Source organism: Cryobacterium lactosi, from assembly GCF_004403945.1.
Lineage (GTDB): Bacteria > Actinomycetota > Actinomycetes > Actinomycetales > Microbacteriaceae > Cryobacterium > Cryobacterium lactosi.
Genome location: NZ_SOHM01000031.1, coordinates 263,977 through 283,329 on the forward strand (window position 1 = coordinate 263,977; position 19,353 = coordinate 283,329).

The 19,353-nt window shown below is 69.4% G+C and carries 16 protein-coding genes; 11 read left to right on the forward strand and 5 right to left on the reverse strand.

Annotation, left to right across the window (positions count from 1 at the left end):
• Positions 1 to 5: 5 nt before the first annotated feature.
• The 4 genes from E3T61_RS14880 to E3T61_RS14895 all read right to left on the reverse strand — a co-directional run bounded on the left by E3T61_RS14880 (position 6) and on the right by E3T61_RS14895 (position 7,018).
• Positions 6 to 2,783 (reverse strand): FtsX-like permease family protein, encoded by a 2,778-nt coding sequence (locus tag E3T61_RS14880; RefSeq protein WP_134641611.1) that lies wholly within the window; start codon positions 2,781 to 2,783, stop codon positions 6 to 8.
• Complete coding sequence (locus E3T61_RS14885) at positions 2,780 to 5,788, reverse strand: hypothetical protein (RefSeq protein ID WP_134641612.1); 3,009 nt, start codon at positions 5,786 to 5,788, stop codon at positions 2,780 to 2,782. The genes E3T61_RS14880 and E3T61_RS14885 overlap by 4 nt, the downstream gene beginning before the upstream one ends.
• A gap of 125 nt (positions 5,789 to 5,913) precedes the next feature.
• Complete coding sequence (locus tag E3T61_RS14890; protein WP_134641613.1) at positions 5,914 to 6,303, reverse strand: hypothetical protein; 390 nt, start codon at positions 6,301 to 6,303, stop codon at positions 5,914 to 5,916.
• A 64-nt stretch (positions 6,304 to 6,367) separates the two neighbouring features.
• Positions 6,368 to 7,018 carry a TetR/AcrR family transcriptional regulator gene (locus E3T61_RS14895; RefSeq protein ID WP_134641614.1) on the reverse strand — a complete coding sequence of 217 codons (651 nt, stop codon included), beginning with the start codon at positions 7,016 to 7,018 and terminating at the stop codon, positions 6,368 to 6,370.
• A 238-nt stretch (positions 7,019 to 7,256) separates the two neighbouring features.
• Here E3T61_RS14895 and E3T61_RS14900 point away from each other — a divergent pair, with 238 nt between their 5' ends.
• From E3T61_RS14900 to arfB, 11 genes are all read left to right on the forward strand, one after another.
• A complete protein-coding gene (locus E3T61_RS14900; RefSeq protein ID WP_134641615.1) occupies positions 7,257 to 8,912 on the forward strand; it encodes an ABC transporter substrate-binding protein in 1,656 nt (551 codons plus the stop codon).
• 88 nt (positions 8,913 to 9,000) lie between these two features.
• Positions 9,001 to 9,873 carry an ABC transporter ATP-binding protein gene (locus tag E3T61_RS14905; protein ID WP_134641616.1) on the forward strand — a complete coding sequence of 291 codons (873 nt, stop codon included), beginning with the start codon at positions 9,001 to 9,003 and terminating at the stop codon, positions 9,871 to 9,873.
• Positions 9,870 to 10,676 carry an ABC transporter ATP-binding protein gene (locus E3T61_RS14910; protein ID WP_134641617.1) on the forward strand — a complete coding sequence of 269 codons (807 nt, stop codon included), beginning with the start codon at positions 9,870 to 9,872 and terminating at the stop codon, positions 10,674 to 10,676. Before E3T61_RS14905 ends, E3T61_RS14910 begins: the two co-directional genes overlap by 4 nt.
• Positions 10,673 to 11,656, forward strand: coding sequence for an ABC transporter permease (locus E3T61_RS14915; RefSeq protein WP_134641618.1), 984 nt, complete (start codon positions 10,673 to 10,675; stop codon positions 11,654 to 11,656). The genes E3T61_RS14910 and E3T61_RS14915 overlap by 4 nt, the downstream gene beginning before the upstream one ends.
• Positions 11,657 to 11,658: 2 nt before the next feature.
• Positions 11,659 to 12,735, forward strand: a complete 1,077-nt coding sequence (locus E3T61_RS14920; RefSeq protein WP_174777029.1) for an ABC transporter permease — start codon at positions 11,659 to 11,661, stop codon at positions 12,733 to 12,735.
• A gap of 14 nt (positions 12,736 to 12,749) precedes the next feature.
• Positions 12,750 to 15,014 carry an exo-beta-d-1,3/1,6-glucosidase gene (locus tag E3T61_RS14925; RefSeq protein WP_478213451.1) on the forward strand — a complete coding sequence of 755 codons (2,265 nt, stop codon included), beginning with the start codon at positions 12,750 to 12,752 and terminating at the stop codon, positions 15,012 to 15,014.
• 229 nt (positions 15,015 to 15,243) lie between these two features.
• On the forward strand, positions 15,244 to 16,092 hold the full coding sequence (locus E3T61_RS14930) for an endonuclease domain-containing protein (RefSeq protein ID WP_134641619.1): 849 nt from the start codon (positions 15,244 to 15,246) through the stop codon (positions 16,090 to 16,092).
• An 85-nt stretch (positions 16,093 to 16,177) separates the two neighbouring features.
• Positions 16,178 to 16,885: a histidine phosphatase family protein gene (locus tag E3T61_RS14935; RefSeq protein WP_134641620.1), complete on the forward strand. Its 708-nt coding sequence runs from the start codon at positions 16,178 to 16,180 to the stop codon at positions 16,883 to 16,885.
• A 9-nt stretch (positions 16,886 to 16,894) separates the two neighbouring features.
• The gene (locus E3T61_RS14940; RefSeq protein ID WP_134641621.1) at positions 16,895 to 17,437 is read left to right on the forward strand and encodes a DUF3090 domain-containing protein; all 543 of its coding nucleotides are present in this window, start codon (positions 16,895 to 16,897) and stop codon (positions 17,435 to 17,437) included.
• A complete protein-coding gene (locus tag E3T61_RS14945; RefSeq protein WP_134641841.1) occupies positions 17,434 to 18,201 on the forward strand; it encodes an SCO1664 family protein in 768 nt (255 codons plus the stop codon). The genes E3T61_RS14940 and E3T61_RS14945 overlap by 4 nt, the downstream gene beginning before the upstream one ends.
• A gap of 55 nt (positions 18,202 to 18,256) precedes the next feature.
• A complete protein-coding gene (gene arfB / locus E3T61_RS14950) occupies positions 18,257 to 18,679 on the forward strand; it encodes an alternative ribosome rescue aminoacyl-tRNA hydrolase ArfB (protein ID WP_134641622.1) in 423 nt (140 codons plus the stop codon).
• A gap of 6 nt (positions 18,680 to 18,685) precedes the next feature.
• Here the strand turns inward: arfB and E3T61_RS14955 are convergent, their stop codons facing one another.
• A complete protein-coding gene (locus E3T61_RS14955) occupies positions 18,686 to 19,348 on the reverse strand; it encodes an alpha/beta hydrolase family protein (protein ID WP_134641623.1) in 663 nt (220 codons plus the stop codon).
• Between the last annotated feature and the right edge of the window lie 5 nt (positions 19,349 to 19,353).

Genomic DNA, 19,353 nt, shown 5'->3' on the forward strand with positions numbered 1-19,353 from the left:
GAGTGTCATGAGGTCCGTCCTGGGTTCTGGGGGGAGGTTCCTGCGAGGGCTGTGGTCGACGCGTCCGTCGGAGACGGCGCACGGTCGCGCCGGGTGGCGTGCCGGGAGGCCGCGGCGCCGGTGAGGAGGAAGACCGCGGCAAAAAGCGCGATGGAACCGCCGGTGAGCCAAGGATTCACGGCGATCGTCGGTTGGGCGAACCCGCCGGTGAACGGTCGAAGGTCCACGATGGCCAGCACCACCAGGGAGAGCGCCCCGCCCAGGACCGCGCCGCCGACCAGGCCGGCGATGCCCAGCGGTGCGATTTCCCACCTCACGATCGCGGCACCCTGGCGCCTGCTCAGGCCCACCGCGGAGAGCAAGGCCACGGCACCGCGGCGCGCGGGCCCGTCCAGCAGCAAGGTGAGAACGAGGGCGAGGGAGGTGATGAGCGCGGCCCCGCCGATGGCGGCGCCGGCCGCCGTGTGCACATCCCGGATTGCCGGGTTGGCCGACAGCGCGGCCACGGTGTCCGCCGCCGTGGTGAATCTGACCGAGGCTGTGGTCGGCGTTGTGGCCGTCACGGGCAGCGCGGCGCGCAGCCGGTCGACGACCGCCGGGATGCTCGCCGGATCGGTGACCCGCACCAGCGCCCGGGTGGATGTCTCCTGGGAGATGAAGTTGATGGCGTCGGCACGGGACCGGTCGAGCAGCACCCAGTTGCCGTCCAGAGCGAGCGGCCCGCCGTCGATGGGATCGGCGACCACCTCGACCGGCCGGCCGTCGAGTTCGGCGACCCGCGTGCCCTCTAGTGCCTCACTCAACCGGGCCGACACCATGACCGGTGCGCCGTCACCGGCGGTTCCCAGCAGCTGGTCGTCCAGCGGCAGCCGCCCCGGCACGCCGGCCTGCACCGCCCTCAGCTCAGCGGAGTCCACGAGCACGACGGACGCGGTCGTTGCGGCATGGCCGGCGAACTCGACCTTCTGCGACCTGTCGACGGAGACGCCGGCCACGTCCGCGACCCCGTCGATGGTGCGCAGCTCCTGTAGCGCCGCAGGGTCCAGGCGCACGTTCTCGATCAGGATGTCGGCACCGACCGTCGCGCGTGCCGCCGTGTCGAGGCCCGTCGTCATGGTCGCCGAAAGCAGCCCGGAGAAGACGGCTACCGAGACGCCGAGGACCACAGCGAGTAGGGGCAGGAGGCCTGCCGTGCCACCGCGGATGGCGCGGGCGATCCCGACGAACGCGCCGATTCCCCGGGCCTGCTGTGCGGCAGCCAGCCAGCGCCGCACGAGCACCGGGTAGACCCGAAGCATGACGATGCAGCCGAGAAGGGAGAGCAGCAGCGGGATCGAGGTGGCGAGCAGATCGACGGACGTGCCGCCGCTCTCTGCGCTGCCGATGCTGCGCTGAACGGTGGCCAGCAGGGCGGCGACGGTGCCCAGCACGACCAGCAGCTCACCGGCCAGCCTGAGGAGGCCGGGCAGACGGCTCCGGTCCGCGTTTCCCGACCTGTCGACCTGGGTGGTGAAGGCCACAAGCAGGACCGCGGGTGCCACGGCGCTGACCCCGACGGCGATGAGGGCGGCGGAACCGAATTCGCCCCCGGGCAGTAGCGCACCGACGGCGCAGCCGGCCGCCGCGGCCAGGAGGCCAAGGAGCAGCGCCGGCACGCCGACGACGGTGAGGCGTTGCCGCCTGGAAGCCCCGCGTGCGGCCAGCAGTGCCAGGCTCTGACGCAGACGCTCGGCTGCCAGGCGGGCCACCAGCACCTCGAGCACGAGGGCGAGACCAACCGGGCTGACCATGATGAGCGTGAGAACACTCTGGGTGGAAATGCTGCGCGCCAGCGATTCCTCGAGCACCTCCGGCAGACCGCTGGTGAACACCAGTCTGGGCTGCAGGGAGTCGCCCAGTTGATGGTCGACCGTGGTGAGCTGGCGGATCTGCCTGGCGATGGTCGGCACGGCCTCGGCGGATACCGCATCCGCCCGGGCCGGGAACCAGACCGAACTTGTGATCGGCAGGCCGCCCGCAACCGCCGCCGGGAAGCCGTCCGGGTTCACGAACAACAGGGCCTGCACGGTGGGTGGGGTTCCCGGCAGAACCGCGGGCCGGTGGGTCGAGGTTGCCTGGGTCCAGTAGCCGGCGTCGGCGTCTACCGGCGTGAACGTGCCGACGAGGACCAGCTGCTGGGTCGCGCCGTTCAGGAACAGTGGGCGTTCCTCACCGATCGCCCAGTCGATCTTCAGCGCCGTCGCGTCGGCGGCGATCACCTCGAGGGGCGTCTCACTGGGCACTCGCTCGGGCACTCCCGCTGGTGCCCGGCCCGCGGTCATCGTGATGCGCGAGAGGTACCGGGGGTCATAGCGCAGCCCGAGGCTGGCGGGCAGGATCCCCGCGATCCAGCTCTCCGCGGGCACTGTGGCGACGGTGAAGTCTGCCGCGCCGATCGTTTCGCGTAACGGCGCGGGCAGGGTGTCGTGGAATTGGCCGAGCTGATCGTCGAGTCGACCCCAGACCGCGGCGCTTTCCGCCGTCATCCCCGCGGGTGTGCCGGCGACGGACGGGCCGAGGTCGTAGCGGCCCTGACCGGCCGAGATGACGTCCCGGTTCACCGGCGCGGCGTTGCCGACATCGTGGCGCACGATATCGCTGATCACGCCGTCGACGGCCCGGGGGAGGACCGTGGCCGAGACGGAGAGCCCCACGGTGACGAGGGCAATCATCGTGAGCACGGCCGGGAAAGCCCAGAGCGAGCGGGTGAGCAGCCGGAGGGAGCCCAAGTGGCGAGACGTCACGAGCGCACCTCCGGACCGGATCCGTTCAACCGCTCCAGAGCAACGCCGATGACGAGCAACGCGCCGGCCACGACGGCGGTGGAGAAGCCGAGCCAGGGCAGCGGGTCCAGGGCGGGGACGACGGAGAGGTAGCCGCCCGAGCCCGGCACCGCCGCGGCGACGAACGGAGCGACGGCGATGAGGGTCGCGCCGATGCCCGCGACCGCACCCGCGATCAGAGCGAAGACGAGGACGAACAGCAACTCCCGCGCGCGAGCACGGGTCAGCTGGGCCGAAGACAGGCCGAGCGCGCGGAGCACCGGGATGCCGGTTCTGCGCAGGCGGGAGTCGTCGGCTATGAAGGCGGAGAACGTGATCAACGCGAGCAGGCCGGCCGCTGCGGCGGCGATCCAGAACGCGTCCATGGCCGGCTGGAGGATCGGCGCGGCCGTCGTGGTCCGGTGCGAGGACAGGACGGCGGTCGAGGTGGCGACCGTCGTCGCGGTTGTCGACACCGTGTCCGGGGTGTCGGTGTCGAGCCAGATGTTCCCGGCGAGCACGGGGGACCGGCCCTGCTGCAGGGTGGCGTTGTTCAACGCCGCCAGGTCCGTGGCGATGCCGAGGCGCGACCCGCTGCCGGGCAGGCTCTGGACGATCGCGGAGACCTGCGCATCCAGCAACGCCCCGCTGGCGCCGAACCCGAAGGCGAGAGGGTCGCCGACGGAGACGCCCACCCTGTCGGCCAGGGCCGTCGTCACCACGACCGGCAGCGCAGCCGGGCCCTGGGAACCGATGACGGCGCGGGACCGGGGGAGCGCTGCCGCGATATCGAGCGAGACCGCCATGGACGGATCGAGTGGGCTGGCGGCACCGTCGGCGGTGCCGGCGAACCGGTCAACCAGGAGTGTCGGCACCGCGGCGTCGGGCGGACCGGACCGTTCTGCCTCAACGGCGACCAGGCGCCAGGGCCGGGTGCCGGCCGGCAGCACGCCGCTGTACACCGATCCGGGCCCCGCCGCTCCCGCCGGCTCGGCGAGCGGGATCCTCGCCAGCGACCCATCCGCATCCGATGCCCAGATCGACACCGCGAAGCTCGCGGCCGGTGGCGTCTCGCCGAACGAGACCGAGGCTTGGACCCCGGTCGCGGTGGCGGGCAACTCCAACTGCACACTCGAGGGGCTGGTGGTGCGCAGAGCGGCGGCGAACTCGCCGCCGGCGTCACCGAGCAGGGTCTCGGCCGCGTCGGGGCGGATGCTCACGACGGGGACCGAATCCGAACCCAGGCGCACCCGGCTGACGACCACGGCGGCGGCGGCGCGCACGCCGTCGATGGCGGCGTACCGGGTGGCGTTCACCGGCTCGGTGGCGGCCGGCGCGGTGGCGTCGCTGTGGAGATCGATGTCGACGGTGGGGCCGGTGCCGATCAGCTGGGCCTGCACTTGGGCGTTCTGCCACGTGGTGGCGATGCCTGTGGCGAATGCGGCACTGGCGATGGTGATGGCCAGGGCCAGGATGGGCACGAGGTACCGGGTGGCCCGTGAGCCGAGTTGGCTGTCGGCCAGGAGCGAGACCACGGACCCTCGACGGACCGCTCGGGCGGCGCGCAGGGGAGCGAGCACCACAAAGCCCATCGTGCCCAGGGCCGCGATCGCGATCAGCGCCAGGGCCGGGCTGGTCGCGGTCACCAGGTCCGCGCCACCGTCGCCGCCGGCGCGGACCGGTGACCCCTGAGCGTGCAGCTGCCAGATCGCCAGGACGGCGGCCGCGCCGATGATGCCGAAGCTGACCGCGAAGGTGGCCAGTGACCGCCGAGGACTCCGGCCCGGACCGGCCGGCTCGCTGAGCACGGTCACGGCGAGCACAACGACGCCGGCCACGGAGACCCCGAGCGCGAACGGGACGGCGCCCGACGCCGGACCGGACGGGTCGGAACCTGTGACGGCGGCTACCAGCACGCCCGTGGCCACGAGGCCGATGAGACTGCCGGGAATCGTGACCAGGAGACCCTCGGCGATGACGAGCACCCCGTGTTGGCCCAGAGCAAGCCCCCGGGCGCGGAGCAGTGCGGTCTGCTCGCGCCGGGATCCGACCAGGACCGTGCTCACCTGCATCAGCGCGACAATGCCGAGCATTCCGATGATGAAGATTGCGGTGATGCCGATGGCCGTGGCGCCGCGCCCGGCAGCATCGATGCGTTGCAGGGTGCCGGCGAGGTCGCCCTCGGTGGTGGAGGAGGAGACCGTGAGACCGGGCGCGGCATCGACCCGTTCACCCAGGTGGCGCAGGCCGGCGAGTACTGCCGCCCGGTTCTGGTCGCCGGCCGCGGCCGGTGTCGCCGAGAGGGTCCACACCGCGAAGTGCTGGGTCGGCAGCACGGTGAGGTCCTGCTCCACAACGAAGAGTCCGGATGCCCCGCCGGCGCGCCCGGCCGTCACCGCGGAGTCGGCGAACCAGGTGGGCGAGGTGGGGTCGGTGGCCCGCCAGAGTGCGGCGACCTCAAACGACACCGGAATGGCGGCGGTGCCCACGGTCAGGACGTCGCCGACTCCGAGGCCGAGGGAAGCCGCCGCATCGGCTTGCACCGCGACGGGCGGAGCCTCGGCAGAGGAACCCGAGGCCGGCCAGGCGCCGGCTGTGATCGTGACCCGATCGGCGAGGTCGGGCAGGCGGGCGAACAACGCGGTGGATTCCGGGCCGGCGGTGCCGCCGGCGAGCATCGGAACGGCGAGACTGACCTCCGACCTGTGCACCGTGAACGTGCCCTGCGGAAACAGGTCGCCGAACAGGCCGGTGGCGGCGGCATCCTGGGCGGTGGCATCCTCGGCAAGGTGCGTGGTGACGCGCACGGCGGCGGACTGCGCCGCCGCATCCGCGAGTGTGACGGCTGCCCCGGCGGCGACCCGGTGCTGGACGAGGCCGGTCGTGGTGCCGAGAGCGGTGACGGCGACAACCACAATCAGCAGCAGCGCGAGGAGTGCCGGCACCGCGGCGCGCACACGCGATGCCGCCAGCCCCAGCGTTGACATCCGCCCCCCACTACAGCCTCGTCACCCCCAGTCGCAGGAAGCGGTGCAATCCCCCCGATGGGCTATGTCACTAGTGACATGTTCACTGGTTTGTTCGACGGGGTCAATTTGCCCGGGGGATCGGCTCAGCTCGGGGCGGCGCCGCGGAGCGCGCGGATGATCTGCGCCAGTGCCAGTCCGGCGGCCGTGACCACGGGCACGGCCACCACCATCAGGGCGATCAGGTTGGGCCGGAACTCCAGGCCGTCCGGACCGCCGACGTAGGCTCCGATCGGCACCGAGTAGCCGCCGCCCCCGCCGCCCCGCCCCTCACCGACGCCCATGCCGGTGCCCATGCTGGTCGGGCCCAGTCCTCCCTCGGGCATCTCGCTGGAGCCCTCGCCCGCGCCGAAGCCGAAGCCGACCAGCGCGACGGGGATCAGATCATGCCCGCCCAGCGTGGTCTTCTCGCCATATGCCAACTTCGCGCCCCAGGAGGGCACCGATTCCGCTAGTTTCTCGATGAGGTTCGCCATGGAGCGACCGTACGCGGGTTCGCGGGTTCCGGCTAGCCGCCGAGGTGGAGCCGTGCGGAGGACTTCAGGCGGAAGGGTGGTCTCGGGGGAGGATCGAGCCGCGCGGTTCCAGAACCGAGGCGACGATGGCCTCGATCGCGAACTCGCTCGCCTTCGCGAGGTCGACGTCGCTGGGATCCAGCAGCCACTGCACCTGCAGGCCGTCCATCACCGCCAGGATCGCGGCGGACGCCAGGGCAACGGTGTCCGGCGGCACCATGCCGCGTTCGGCACAGATCACTTCGAAGGCATGCCGGGCCTCGGCCCTGAGGGTGCGGTACCGGTCCATGAAGAAGTCGCGTGCCGGGTGGTCGTCGGTGACCGACTCGGCCGACAGCACGACGAAGGCCTGCACGATGCCGGCGCGCTGCGCGTTGGTGAACGCCGTCGTGACCAGGTGCCTGAAGAAGTCGATGCCGTCCGGGATGTGCTGCCCGTCCAGGTTCTGCACGTCGGTTTCGTCCCGGAAACGCAGCACCTCCATGAGCAGCTGATCCTTCGAACCGAAGTGGTGCAGGATCCCCGGGTGGGTCATATTGACCTGCTCGGCGATGTCGGAGAGCGTGCCGTTGGTGTAGCCCTTGCTGCCGAAGATCTCGGCGGCGGCTTCCAGGATCTCCCGGCGGCGCGCGAGGGTCTGCGGGCGGGGGTGTGACTGTCGTCGTGCCGTAACCATCCGGGTCATCACCTATGCCGTCTTTTCGAGTCTGTGTACCGAATTCTACGCACTGCGCCGCTCGCCCAAAGCTGCTCTTGTAATACTTACTGACAAGGCGGTAAGTTTTACCTGCTACCAACTCAAGGGTGAGAAAAGTTGCCTGCCGGACTCCCGGCGCCCCTGGGTTCTTGCATTCACATAGCGCTATCCGTGTCGCGGCAGGTTTGCCAGGCACCTAATCTCGAAGGAGAGATTCATGAGGGTGAAAACCACATTGGTCGCCATGGGGCTGGTGGCCGCGTTCGCGGTCACGGGCTGCTCAGGCGCCAACAACAGCAGCACTCCCGAAAGCGGAGCATCACTGACTATCGCGAAGCCCGACGGCGCGATCGCCACCGAATCCAACAACCCGTGGATCGGCGAGTCGTCCGGCAACAAGCTCGGCTACATCAACGCGATCCTCGAGCCGCTGGGCATCGTCAACCTGATCAGCCCCAGCGACGACGTGAAGCCCTGGTTGGCCTCCGAGATCACCTGGGCGGATGACTACAAGTCGGTCACGCTGGTGGCCCGCGACGGCGTGAAATGGAACGACGGGGAAGACTTCACCGCCGCCGACATCGAGTTCACCTTCAACATGTTCAAGGACAACCCCGAGCTGGACACCGCGGCCCTTGGCATCACCGATGTGACCCTGGACGGCTCCAGCGTGACCATCGGCTTCACCGGCTCGATGTTCTCCAAGCAGGACAAGGTGCTGCACAAGCTGATCGTTCCCCAGCACATCTGGGAGAGCGTGGACGACCCGGCGACCTACGAGAACCTGGAACCTGTCGGCACCGGACCCTACGTTCTGAGCCAGTTCGACACCCAGAGCGTCGAGCTCACCGCCCGCGACGACTACTGGGGCGGCGAACTCGCCGTTCCCACCCTGTACTACGTGTCGTACAACGACAACACCGCCCTCACGACGGCCCTCGCCAACGGCGATGCCGACTGGGCGCAGGCCTTCATCCCGAACGTCGATTCGGCGTACGTGAACAAGGACCCGGAGCACAACGTCTATTGGGCCGCAGCCGGGTTGGCCGTTGACACGATGTTCGTCAACACCCAGACGAAGCCGTTCAACGACGTCGCCTTCCGCCAGGCCATGAACCTCGTGATCGACCGCCAGCAGTACGCCGACATCGCCAGGGAGGGCAGTGTTCCGGTCGTCAGTTCCGTCACCGGGCTGCCGACTCCCGTCGGCGATTCCTTCATCTCCCCGGAGTACGAGGGCGTCAGTTACGAGGTCGACCTGGATGCGGCCACGGGCATCCTGAAGGACGCCGGCTACACCTGGAGCGGCGACGACCTGGTCGACCCGTCCGGCGCACCGGTCAGCTTCGCCCTGTCTGTTCCCCAGGGCTGGAATGACTATGTGACCGGCATCAGCCTCATCGCCGACGCGGCCAAGACCCTCGGCGTGGCGGCCACTGTCGACACCCCGGACTCCGACAGCTGGTGGGAAGCCAAGGGAACCGGCGACTTCCAGGCGATCCTGCACTGGACCGACACCGGCGCCACCCCGTACGACCTCTACAGCGACATCATGGACGGTCGCTGGCTCAAGCCGCTCGGCGAGAGCGCGGACTTTAACTTCGGCCGCTTCGACAGCCCGGAGGCCACTCTGGCGCTGAGCGAATACACGAACGCGGCCGACGACGCCACCCGGGCGGCATCGCTCGCGACGGTGCAGAAGATCTTCGTGGACGAGGTTCCGTCGATGCCCGTGGGAACCCGGCCCTTCATCGGTGCCTACAACACTCGCAGCTACGTCGGCTGGCCCGGCGAGGACAACCCCTATGTGCCGGCTGACCCGACTCAGCCCACCTCCGTGCTGATCCTCACCGAGCTCGAAGCGGCCAAGTAGCCAGGCGGCCACCGGGCGGGGGAGGGCACTCCTTCCCCGCCCGGTGCCGACCGGGCGTTCCCCTCACCATGAAAGAGCCGCAATCACCATGACTACCGACGATCTCCTGACGGTCTCCCAGTTCAGTGTTTCGTACGACGTGACTCCACCCGTCGAGGCCGTGCGAAACGTATCCCTCACCGTGCGCCGAGGCGAGATCCTTGGTCTCGCGGGCGAATCCGGCTGCGGCAAGACCACCCTCGCCTACGGCATCCAGCGACTGCTCAAGCCGCCCGCCGTGATCACCTCCGGCTCCGCCGTCTTCCACGACGAATCCGGCGAGGACTTCGACATCAACACGATGGACGAGATCCAGATGCGCGCCTTCCGGTGGGAGAAAGCCTCCATGGTCTTCCAGGGGGCGATGAACGCGCTCAACCCGATCATCACCATCGGGGCCCAGCTGCAGGACGTCTTCTCCACCCACCGCCCGGCCATGACCCGAACCGAACGGCGGCTGGAATCCGGCCGGCTGCTCGACCTCGTCGGCGTGGGCAGCAACCGGCTGCGGTCCTACCCCCACGAACTGTCCGGCGGGATGCGCCAGCGCGTGATGATCGCGATGGCCCTGGCCCTCAAACCCCAGCTGATGATCATGGACGAACCCACCACCGCGCTGGACGTTCTTGTGCAGCGAGAGATCATCGAGCAGATCTCCGAGCTCCGTGCCGAGTTCGGCTTCTCCGTGATCTTCATCACCCACGACCTCCCGCTGCTCCTGGAGATCTCCGACCGCATCGCCGTGATGCGCGACGGCCGCATCGTCGAGATCGACACGGCCCGCAAGCTCTACGAGAACCCCACCCACGACTACACCCGCCGGCTACTGGCCTCGTTCCCGAGCCTCACCGGCGAGCGCGGCGGCTTCGTGCGCCGCCCCGGCGAGCCCGCGCTCGACGAAGAAGCAGGGAGCATCCGATGACCACCCTCGAGTTCAAGAATGTCTCGAAGAAGTACCGCGTGCGAGGGTCCGGTGAACTGCTCGCCCTCGACAAGGTCAGCTTCACCCTCACCTCCGGCCAAACCATCGCCCTGGTCGGCCAGAGCGGCAGCGGCAAGTCCACCATCGCGAAGATCCTCACCCAGCTGGAACGGGTCAGCTCCGGCGAGGTGCTGCTCGACGGCACCCCGATCCCCACCTGGGGCCGGCCGTTGCGGCGCTACCGGCAGAGCGTGCGCATGGTGTTCCAAGACCCGTTCGCCTCGCTGAACCCGGCCCACACCATCCGACACCACATCGAACGGCCGCTGCGGCTGGACAAGGTGGTTCCCGCCGACCAGGTGGAGGAGGAGGTGTTCAGACTGCTCAACCGGGTGCGGCTCTCACCCGAGCAGACCATCGACCGGCGCCCGCACGAACTCTCCGGCGGCCAACGGCAACGCGTTGCCATCGCCAGGGCCCTCGCATCGCGGCCCGCACTGCTCATCGCCGACGAACCCGTCTCGATGCTCGACGTCTCCATCCGGCTCGAGGTGCTCAACCTGCTCGCCGAACTACAGCGCGAAGCGAACCTGGGTGTGCTCTACATCACCCACGACCTCGCCACCGCCCGGCACTTCAGCGACGAGATCATGGTGCTGCACCACGGCACGGTCGTGGAGCGCGGCAAAGCCGACGACGTCATCCTGCGACCCCAGCACCCGTACACCCGCGCCCTCCGCGACGCCTCTCCCGACCCGGAGAAGCACTTCGCGGTACCGACCACTCCAGGAGCCACCTCGTGAGATTCTTCTTGCGCCGCGCCGCGTTCTACGCCTTCACGGCCTGGGCGGCGATCACGATCAACTTCTTCCTGCCCCGCATGATGAAGGGTGACCCGGTCTCCGCCTACCTGCAGAAGAACCAGGGTCGGATCAGCCCGGAGGCCATCGACTCGCTGCGTACGCTGTTCGGCCTGGACTCGAACAAGAGCCTCCTCGAGCAGTACATCGACTACTGGCAGTTGCTGTTCTCCGGCGACCTGGGCCGCTCGTTCTCCAAGGGCCTGGCCCCGGTGACGGATGTGATCGCCTCGGCCATCCCGTGGACCGTCGGTCTGGTGGGCATCGCGACCGTGATCTCGTTTGTGGTCGGCACCGCGATCGGTGCGTTCATCGGCTGGCGCCGCGGCAGCCGGGCGGACGGCATCGTGCCCGTCGCGACCTTCTTCTCCACCGTGCCGTACTTCTGGATGGGCCTGATCGCGATCGCGATCTTCTCCACCACACTGGGCTGGTTCCCCGCGTCGCACGCCTATGACAAGGGCACCCAACCCAGCTTCACCCTGGAGTTCGCCGGCCAGGTGATCCAGCACGGCTTCCTGCCCGCGCTGACCCTGGTGATCGGCTCGCTCGGCGGCTGGATCCTGGGCATGCGCAACATGATGATCACCGTCCTCGACGAGGACTACGTCACCGTGGCGCAGGCCAAGGGACTCAGGCCCTCCCGGGTGCTGGTGAACTACGCAGCCCGGAACGCCTCCCTGCCGCAGCTGTCGAGCTTCGCGATGTCGCTCGGCTTCATCGTGGGCGGCACCCTGGTGATGGAGCTGGTCTTCTCCTACCCGGGCGCCGGCAAGCTGCTCCTGGACGCGACGACAGCCAAGGACTACCCGCTGATGCAGGGCCTGTTCCTGGTGATCACGTTGACCGTGCTCGTGGCCAACATCCTCGCCGACGTCGCCTACGCGATCCTCGACCCGCGCACCCGCCAGATGGAGGCCTGAGCATGACGTTCCCCAACACCGTGGCCGCAGCGGTTCCCGCTGTGCCCCCGGCGCAGACCAGAAAGCGCGGCACACTGAGCCGGCTCGGCCAGACCTTCGCGATGTTCCGCAACGGCAAGTCCATCGCGGGCCTGAGCATCCTGGGCGTCTTCGTGCTGATCGCGATCTTCGGCGACTGGATCGCCCCGTACGGCCCGCTCGACAAGGACTTCACGGCCCTGCGGCAGCCGCCGTCCTGGGTGCACTGGCTCGGCACCACCCACATGGGCGAAGACGTGCTCAGCCAGATCATCTACGGCACCCGCGGGGTACTGGTGGTGGGCTTCACCGCGGGGGTCATCGCCACCATCATCGCCGTCGCGATCGGTGTCACCGCCGGTTACGTCACCGGCTGGCGCAGCGAATCGCTCTCGGCGCTGACCAACGTGTTCCTGGTCATCCCGGGGCTGCCGCTGATCATCATCATCGCCTCACAGTACGAGAACCCCAGCCTGCTGCTGATCTCCTCGGTGCTGGCCATCACCGGCTGGGCCTGGGGCGGACGGGTGCTGCGCGCCCAGACGATGTCGCTGCGCAACCGCGACTTCATCCAGGCCGCGCGCGCCAACGGGGAGCCGCTGTACCGCATCATCGCGGTGGAGATGCTGCCCAACCTCACGGCGATCATCGCGTCGAGCTTCGTGGGCACGGTCATCGCCGCCGTGCTGGGCCTGACCACCCTGGCGTTCATCGGGGTCATCCCGATCACCAACCTGAACTGGGGCACGATCCTGTTCTGGGCCCAGCAGAACGGCGCGTTCCCGGACTTCTGGTGGTGGTACGTGCCGGCCGGCCTGTGCATCGCCCTGCTCGGCATGGCACTGTCGCTGATCAACTTCGGCATCGACGAGTACGTCAATCCTCGTCTGCGCTCGGCCGGCGAGCGGGCCAGGGCCATGCGCAAGAAGGGCTTCAAGCTTTCCGACACCGCGACCGCCGTGCGCCCCCGCCCAGCAGCCGCCGGCACGTCAGGGCCCGGCACGTCATCCGATCCCGGCACGTCATCAGATCCAGGCGTGACCAACGCCGGCATCAAGTAAGTAGGAGATTCATCGTGAGCGCAGTCGCCACCCAATCCGTCCCGTACCTCGACCCGGCCATGCCCATCGTCGCTCGTGTCGCCGACCTCCTCGGCCGAATGAGCGTGGAGGAGAAGGTGGGGCAGATGATGCAGTTGGATGCCCGGGACGACATCGACGACCACGTGCGCGCCAAGCACGTCGGCTCGATCCTGCATGCCTCCCCGGAACGGCTGATCCAGGCGCAGGAGCTTACCGCCCAGACCCGGCTGCGGATCCCGCTGATCGTGGGGGAGGACTGCATCCACGGGCACTCGTTCTGGATCGGCGCCACCATCTTTCCCACCCAGCTGGGCATGGCCGCGTCCTGGGATCCGGGCCTGATCGAGAGGGTGGCCAGGGCCACGGCGGTGGAGGTCGCGTCGACGGGCATCCACTGGACCTTCTCGCCGGTGCTCTGCATCGCCCGCGACCTGCGCTGGGGCCGCATCGGTGAGACCTTCGGCGAGGACCCGTTCCTGATCGGCGAGCTGGCTTCGGCGATGGTGCGCGGCTACCAGGGCGACGGGCTCAGCGACCCGACCGCCATCCTGGCCACCGCTAAGCACTTCGCCGGCTACTCGGAAACCCAGGGCGGCCGCGACGCCAGCGAAGCCGACATCTCCCAGCGGAAGCTGCGCTCGTGGTTCCTGCCGCCGTTCGAACGGGTGGCGCGCGAAGGCTGCCGCACCTTCATGCTGGGCTACCAGTCCATCGACGGGGTGCCGATCACCGTGAACGACTGGCTGCTGGGCGACGTGCTCCGCGGCGAATGGGGCTACACCGGCACCCTGATCACCGACTGGGACAACGTGGGCCGGATGGTCTGGGAACAGCAGGTGCAACCCGACTACGCGCACGCCGCCGCGGCCGCCGTGAAGGCGGGCAACGACATGGTGATGACCACCCCGGGGTTCTTCGCCGGCGCTCTCGAGGCCATCGAGTCGGGCCTGCTGGCCGAGGCCGACCTGGATGCTGCCGTGTCGCGCATCCTGACCCTCAAGTTCGAGCTGGGCCTGTTCGAGAACCCCCGGCTGCCCGACCCGGACGCGCAGCGCTCAGCCATCGCCAGTGCCGCGCACACCGAGCTGAACCTCGAGATCGCCCGCCGCTCGGTGGTGCTGCTGCGTAACGACGGTGTTCTGCCGTTGCCCATCGGCGGGTCCGCGGCGAAGAAGGTCGCCGTGGTCGGTCCGCTGATCGATGACGCCCAGACCCAGCTCGGCGACTGGGCCGGCTCGAGCGGTCAGGCCGGCTGGCTGCCGGATGGTCACCCGCGGCAGATGATCACGACAGTACTCGACGGGCTGCGCGAGCTGCTGCCCGCGGAGTGGGACCTCAGCCAGGCACGCGGCGCAGACATTCTGCGACTGGCCCCGAACCCCGAGGGGGAGTCGTTCCCGGACGGCCAGCCTCGACCCCCGGTGGTCATCCCGTGCGAGCCCGATGCCGAGCTCATCGCCCAGGCCGTGGCCGCCGCTCGCGCCGCCGACTACGTGGTGGCCGTGGTCGGCGACCGCATCGAACTGGTCGGCGAGGGCCGGTCCACCGCGACGCTCGAACTGATGGGCGGCCAGATCGCCCTCCTCGATGCCCTGGCGACGACGGGCACCCCCATGATCGTGGTGCTGATGGCGTCGAAGCCGCTGGTGCTGCCGGCATCCGCCCTGAACGCCGCCGCGGTGATCTGGGTCGCCAGCCCGGGAATGCAGGGCGGCCGGGCCATAACCGAGGTGGCGCTGGGACTGGTCGAGCCATCCGGCCGGCTGCCGATCTCGTTCGCGCGGCACGCGGGCCAGCAGCCCACCTATTACAACCAGATTCGCGGGCAGCACGGCGACCGGTACGCGGACCTGACCCAGGATCCCGCCTACGCGTTCGGCGAGGGCCTCTCGTACACGCGGGTCGAGTACTCCGACCTGCGGGTGCGGTTGGCCGAGCTGACTCGCGCCGACACCGTGCACGCCGAGATCACCCTGCGCAACACCGGCGAGCGGCCGGTGGTGGAGACCGTGCAGGTCTACCTGAGCGACCGGGTCACCTCGGTGAGCTGGGCGGAGAAGGAGCTCAAGGCCTTCACCCAGGTGAGCCTGGCCCCGGGGGAGACCGTCACCGTGCGCATCGATGTGCCCGTGGCCGACTGCAGCCTGGTGGATGCGCGCGGTCACCGGGTGGTGGAAGCCGGCGACTTCGCGCTCCTGGTGGGCCCGTCGTCCCGCGCCGAGGCGCTGCTGAGTGTCCCCTTCCGGGTGGCCGACTGACCGCGCGCCGCCCCGCGCGGCGCCGTGCCGCACGGAAATAAGGACGAAGTGCGCAAAAAAGGACGATAAGCCAAATTCCGTCCTTTTTAGCTCACTTCGTCCTTTTTTCGAGGCGCGGGGTGCGGGCGTCGGCCGCGGGGCGGTGTGCACAGGGGCGGGTTCGGGGGCAGTTGTGTACAGGCGGGGAGATTCTGGGCGGGCGGGGGATGTGGGCTACGACACTGGGCGCATGGAATTTGGCACCTGGCTCGCCCAGCACGGTGGTATCGCGCACTCCGAGCAGGCCGTACGCGCCGGCTTCACGCTTCATGCGATCAGGCACAGTATCGCCAGCGGTGAATGCGCCCGTGTTCGGCGGAACTGGCTGGCTCTGCCTTCAGCCCCGGCCGATCTGCGTGCCGCGGCTGCTCTGGGCGGGCGGGTGGCGTGCCTCAGCGTGGCCCGGCGACTCGAGCTGTGGAACCTCGCCGACGGGATGAACCACGTCAGCGTGCCGAGAAACGCGATCGTGCCGGCATCCAGCACTCTGCGCGTGCATTGGAGTGCCGGACCTATCCCGGTGGCCCGGTTCGTTCTGGTGGAACCGGTCGTGAACGCCCTCGTGCACATTGCCGAGTGCCAGCCGTTCGAGAACGCTCTCGTGGTCTGGGATTCCGCCCTGAACAAGAAGCTGACGAACCCGGCCGAACTGGCGAGGCTGCATCTGCGCAGTGCCGCGGCCCGCGCCGTGAGAGCAGTGTCGTCGGGGCTCGCAGATTCTGGCCTGGAGACGCTGCCCGTGTCCCGGCTCGCGGCCAGCGGCATCCGGGTCAGCCAGCAGGTCATGCTCGACGGGCACCGAGTCGACGGGCTCATCGGGCACCGGCTGGTGCTGCAGACCGATGGCTTCAGCTTCCACTCCACGGCCGGGCAGCGGCGGTCTGACATCGCTCACGATCGCAGGCTGGTTCTGCTGGGTTACACGGTGCTGCGCTACGACTACCGGCAGATCCTCTTCGACTGGCCACGAGTCGAGGCCGAGATCCTCCACGCGATGGCCCAGGGCCTGCACCTCGCCCCGCCGCAACTGAGGAGATAGCGAGGTTTCTAGGATGCGCGCGGGATACGGCGTCCGCGAAGCCTCACGACGTCCTTCCGAACGTGCGCGCACCTAGGCTGTAGCCATGGCCACAGTCATCCTCGTGCGGCACGGCCGCACCACCGCCAACGCGACCGGCCTGCTGGCCGGGCGCACCGCCGGCGTTCTGCTCGACCAGATCGGCCGCGATCAGGCCGCCGTCACGGGGGAGCGGCTCGCCGCGGTCCCTCTGGTCGGGGTGGTCTCCAGCCCGCTGGAACGCTGCCGGCAAACCGCCACGCTGATCCTCGACCAGCAGACCGGGTCGCCGGTGACGCCGGTGGAGAATGACCTCACGGAGTGTGACTACGGCGACTGGCAGGGCCGCACGCTCAAGGACCTCGCGCAGGAGAAGCTCTGGTCGGTGGTGCAGACCCAACCGTCCGCCGTGACCTTCCCTGGCGGCGAGTCGATGGCCGCCATGCAGGCCCGCTCGGTCGCCGCGATCCGGCGACTGGATGCCGCCTTCGAAGCCGAACACGGACCGGGCGCCGTGTGGGTGGCCGTGAGTCACGGCGACATCATCAAATCGGTCCTCGCCGACGCCCTCGGGATGCACCTTGACCTGTTCCAGCGCATCAACGTGGGCCCGGCATCCGTCTCGATCGTGAACTACGGTGCCAGCCGGCCAACGGTGCACGCCTCCAACACCGACTCCGGCGACCTCTCCTGGCTGGCCGCCGCAAGTCGTGTGGACGACGCGCCGGTCGGGGGCGGGGCCGGTCATCCGGCGCCGGCCGCATCCCGCGCCTAAAATACCTCCATGCCTACAATCGTCCATGAGTTCGCCTGGCCGGATCGGGTCGTCATCGGCACGGTCGGTATGCCCGGCTCCCGCACCTTCTATCTGCAGGTGCGCACCGGGCCGCGGATCGTCAGCATCGCGCTGGAGAAGCAACAGTCGGGTCTGCTCGCTGAGAAGATCGACGAGGTTCTCGACCAGCTGATGGCCCACCAGGGCAACCCGTTCAGCATCCCGACCAGCACCCCCATCGAACTGGTCGACAACGACCCGCTCGAGCAACCCGTTCAGGAAGAGTTCCGCACGGCCGCCATGAGCCTGGGCTGGGATCCCTCGACGGTGCAGATCGTGCTGGAGGCGTACTGGTACGACGAAGAAACCGCCGAGCTGGACACCGAGACACTCGAGCCGGCCGAGACGCTGGTGGTGCGGATGCCCGTCGGCACCGCCAGGGCCTTCGCCAAACGCACCCGCGAAGTGGTGGGCGCCGGCCGGCCGATGTGCCCGCTCTGCGGCGAACCTATCGACCCGGACGGGCACACCTGCGCCTTCCCGAGCCTCTGACCGTGCCCGACCTCGTCGAGGGCGAGCTCGAGCTCACCGGGCGGATCACGACGGCCTCCAACGCCACCTTCCTCGGCGAGATCGACGGTGTGAGCGTGGTGTACAAGCCCATCGCCGGCGAGAGCCCGTTGTGGGACTTCCCCGACGGTGACCTCGCCAGCAGGGAGGCCGCGGCGTACCTGGTGTCGCAGTGCTTCGGCTGGAACGTCGTGCCGCGCACCTGGCTGCGGGACGGGCCGATGGGCCCGGGCATGGCGCAGCTCTGGCAGGACGCGGACCCCGAGCAGGACGCCGTGGACCTCGTCCCGGCCGATGCCGTGCCCGCTGAGGGCTGGCGGCGGGTGCTCGAGGGACGGGACCAGGACGATCGCCTCGTCGCGCTCATCCACGAAGACTCCGATGCGCTCCGCAGGATGGCCGTTTTCGACATCGTCGTGAACAACGCCGACCGCAAGGGCGACCACATCCTCGCGATGCCTGACGGCCACCGGCACGGCGTCGACCACGGCCTCACCTTCCACGCCGACCACAAGTTGCGCACCGTGCTGTGGGGCTGGATCGGCGACGAGCTCACGGCCGACGAACTGGCCGGCATCGACACGGTGCGTGCCGCCCTCGACGGTGACCTCGGCGACGCACTGGCCGAGTTGCTCACACCGGCCGAACTCACGGCGCTGGCCGCCCGCTGCGACCGGCTCCGCACCGACGCACGCTTTCCCGCCCCGGAGGGGGCGATGCCCGCGGTGCCCTGGCCGCTGTTCTGAACATCCCGGCGGGGCAGCGGCGCCGGTGGAGACCAGATCGTGGGACCCTTGGAGCATGGATCTGGAGATATCACCCGCACTCACGATTCCGGCGACGGAACTCGGCTGGCGGTTCTCCCGGTCGTCCGGCCCCGGCGGGCAACACGTGAACACCTCGGACAGCCGCGTGCAGGTCTCCTGGAGTATCGCCGAGTCCGCGGTGTTGACCGACGAGCAACGGACGCTGCTGCTCACCCGGCTGGATCGCCGCCTGGTCAACGGGGTGGTCACCATGGCCGCCTCCGAACAGCGTTCCCAGCTGCGCAATCGTGAGATCGCCCTGGTCAAACTCGCCGAGCTCGTGGCCGCGGGGCTCGCCCCCGACGGGCCGCGCCGCCGGGCGACCAAACCCACCAAGGGCTCCGGCCGAAGGCACCTCGCAGCCAAGCAGCAGCGCTCGGCGACGAAGGCGCAACGGCAGCGGCCATCCGCTGAATAACGCCGGTTACACGTTGGCGGCGCGCACGAACCCGGCAACGACCGGAGCCAGCGCGGCGCCCACCTCGACGGCCGGGCGTTTGGCTCCCCGAACCTCGAACGAATGGTTCGCGCCGTCGATCAGCCGAAGGGTCGCCGTGCCGATCCGGTCCACCACCGGGGCGAATTCGTCCGGGCTGCCGAACGGATCACGCGTTCCCTGCACGAACAGCATCGGCCGGTCGATCCCGTAGAGGTGCTCATCACGCAGCTTGTCCGGCTTGCCCGGCGGATGCAGCGGGTAGCCCAGCAAGACCAGGCCTGCTGCCGGCATCCCCGCGGCCACCGCCATGGAGGCCATCCGTCCGCCGAAGGACTTACCGCCCGCCCAGACGGGTCGACCGGGGGACAGAGCGGCAGCAGCAGCCATGGCCGCCCGCCACGCGTCGATCGCCTTCGGAGCCCGGTCGGGGAGCCGGCGGCCGGCCTCCCGGTACGGGAAGTTGAACCGCAGAGTCGCCAGCCCGGCGTCGTTCAGCGACTCGGTGAAGCCGACGAGGAACGGGTGGTCGAAGCCGGACCCGGCGCCCGGCGCCACCACCAGCGTGGCGACGGAGTCGGCCGGCCGGGCGAACGCTCCCGACACGGTGCCGTCGCCGACCGCGATGCGGATGTTCTCCGTCGATGCCATCCGGG

What these genes read in the sequence shown, in the direction of transcription:
- E3T61_RS14885 (WP_134641612.1), bottom strand. Translation starts at nt 5,788, where the DNA reads ATGTCAACGCTGGGGCTGGCGGCATCGCGTGTGCGCGCCGCGGTGCCG.
- E3T61_RS14890 (WP_134641613.1), bottom strand. Translation starts at nt 6,303, where the DNA reads ATGGCGAACCTCATCGAGAAACTAGCGGAATCGGTGCCCTCCTGGGGC.
- E3T61_RS14895 (WP_134641614.1), bottom strand. Translation starts at nt 7,018, where the DNA reads ATGGTTACGGCACGACGACAGTCACACCCCCGCCCGCAGACCCTCGCG.
- E3T61_RS14900 (WP_134641615.1), top strand. Translation starts at nt 7,257, where the DNA reads ATGAGGGTGAAAACCACATTGGTCGCCATGGGGCTGGTGGCCGCGTTC.
- E3T61_RS14905 (WP_134641616.1), top strand. Translation starts at nt 9,001, where the DNA reads ATGACTACCGACGATCTCCTGACGGTCTCCCAGTTCAGTGTTTCGTAC.
- E3T61_RS14910 (WP_134641617.1), top strand. Translation starts at nt 9,870, where the DNA reads ATGACCACCCTCGAGTTCAAGAATGTCTCGAAGAAGTACCGCGTGCGA.
- E3T61_RS14920 (WP_174777029.1), top strand. Translation starts at nt 11,659, where the DNA reads ATGACGTTCCCCAACACCGTGGCCGCAGCGGTTCCCGCTGTGCCCCCG.
- E3T61_RS14930 (WP_134641619.1), top strand. Translation starts at nt 15,244, where the DNA reads ATGGAATTTGGCACCTGGCTCGCCCAGCACGGTGGTATCGCGCACTCC.
- E3T61_RS14935 (WP_134641620.1), top strand. Translation starts at nt 16,178, where the DNA reads ATGGCCACAGTCATCCTCGTGCGGCACGGCCGCACCACCGCCAACGCG.
- E3T61_RS14940 (WP_134641621.1), top strand. Translation starts at nt 16,895, where the DNA reads ATGCCTACAATCGTCCATGAGTTCGCCTGGCCGGATCGGGTCGTCATC.
- arfB (WP_134641622.1), top strand. Translation starts at nt 18,257, where the DNA reads ATGGATCTGGAGATATCACCCGCACTCACGATTCCGGCGACGGAACTC.
- E3T61_RS14955 (WP_134641623.1), bottom strand. Translation starts at nt 19,348, where the DNA reads ATGGCATCGACGGAGAACATCCGCATCGCGGTCGGCGACGGCACCGTG.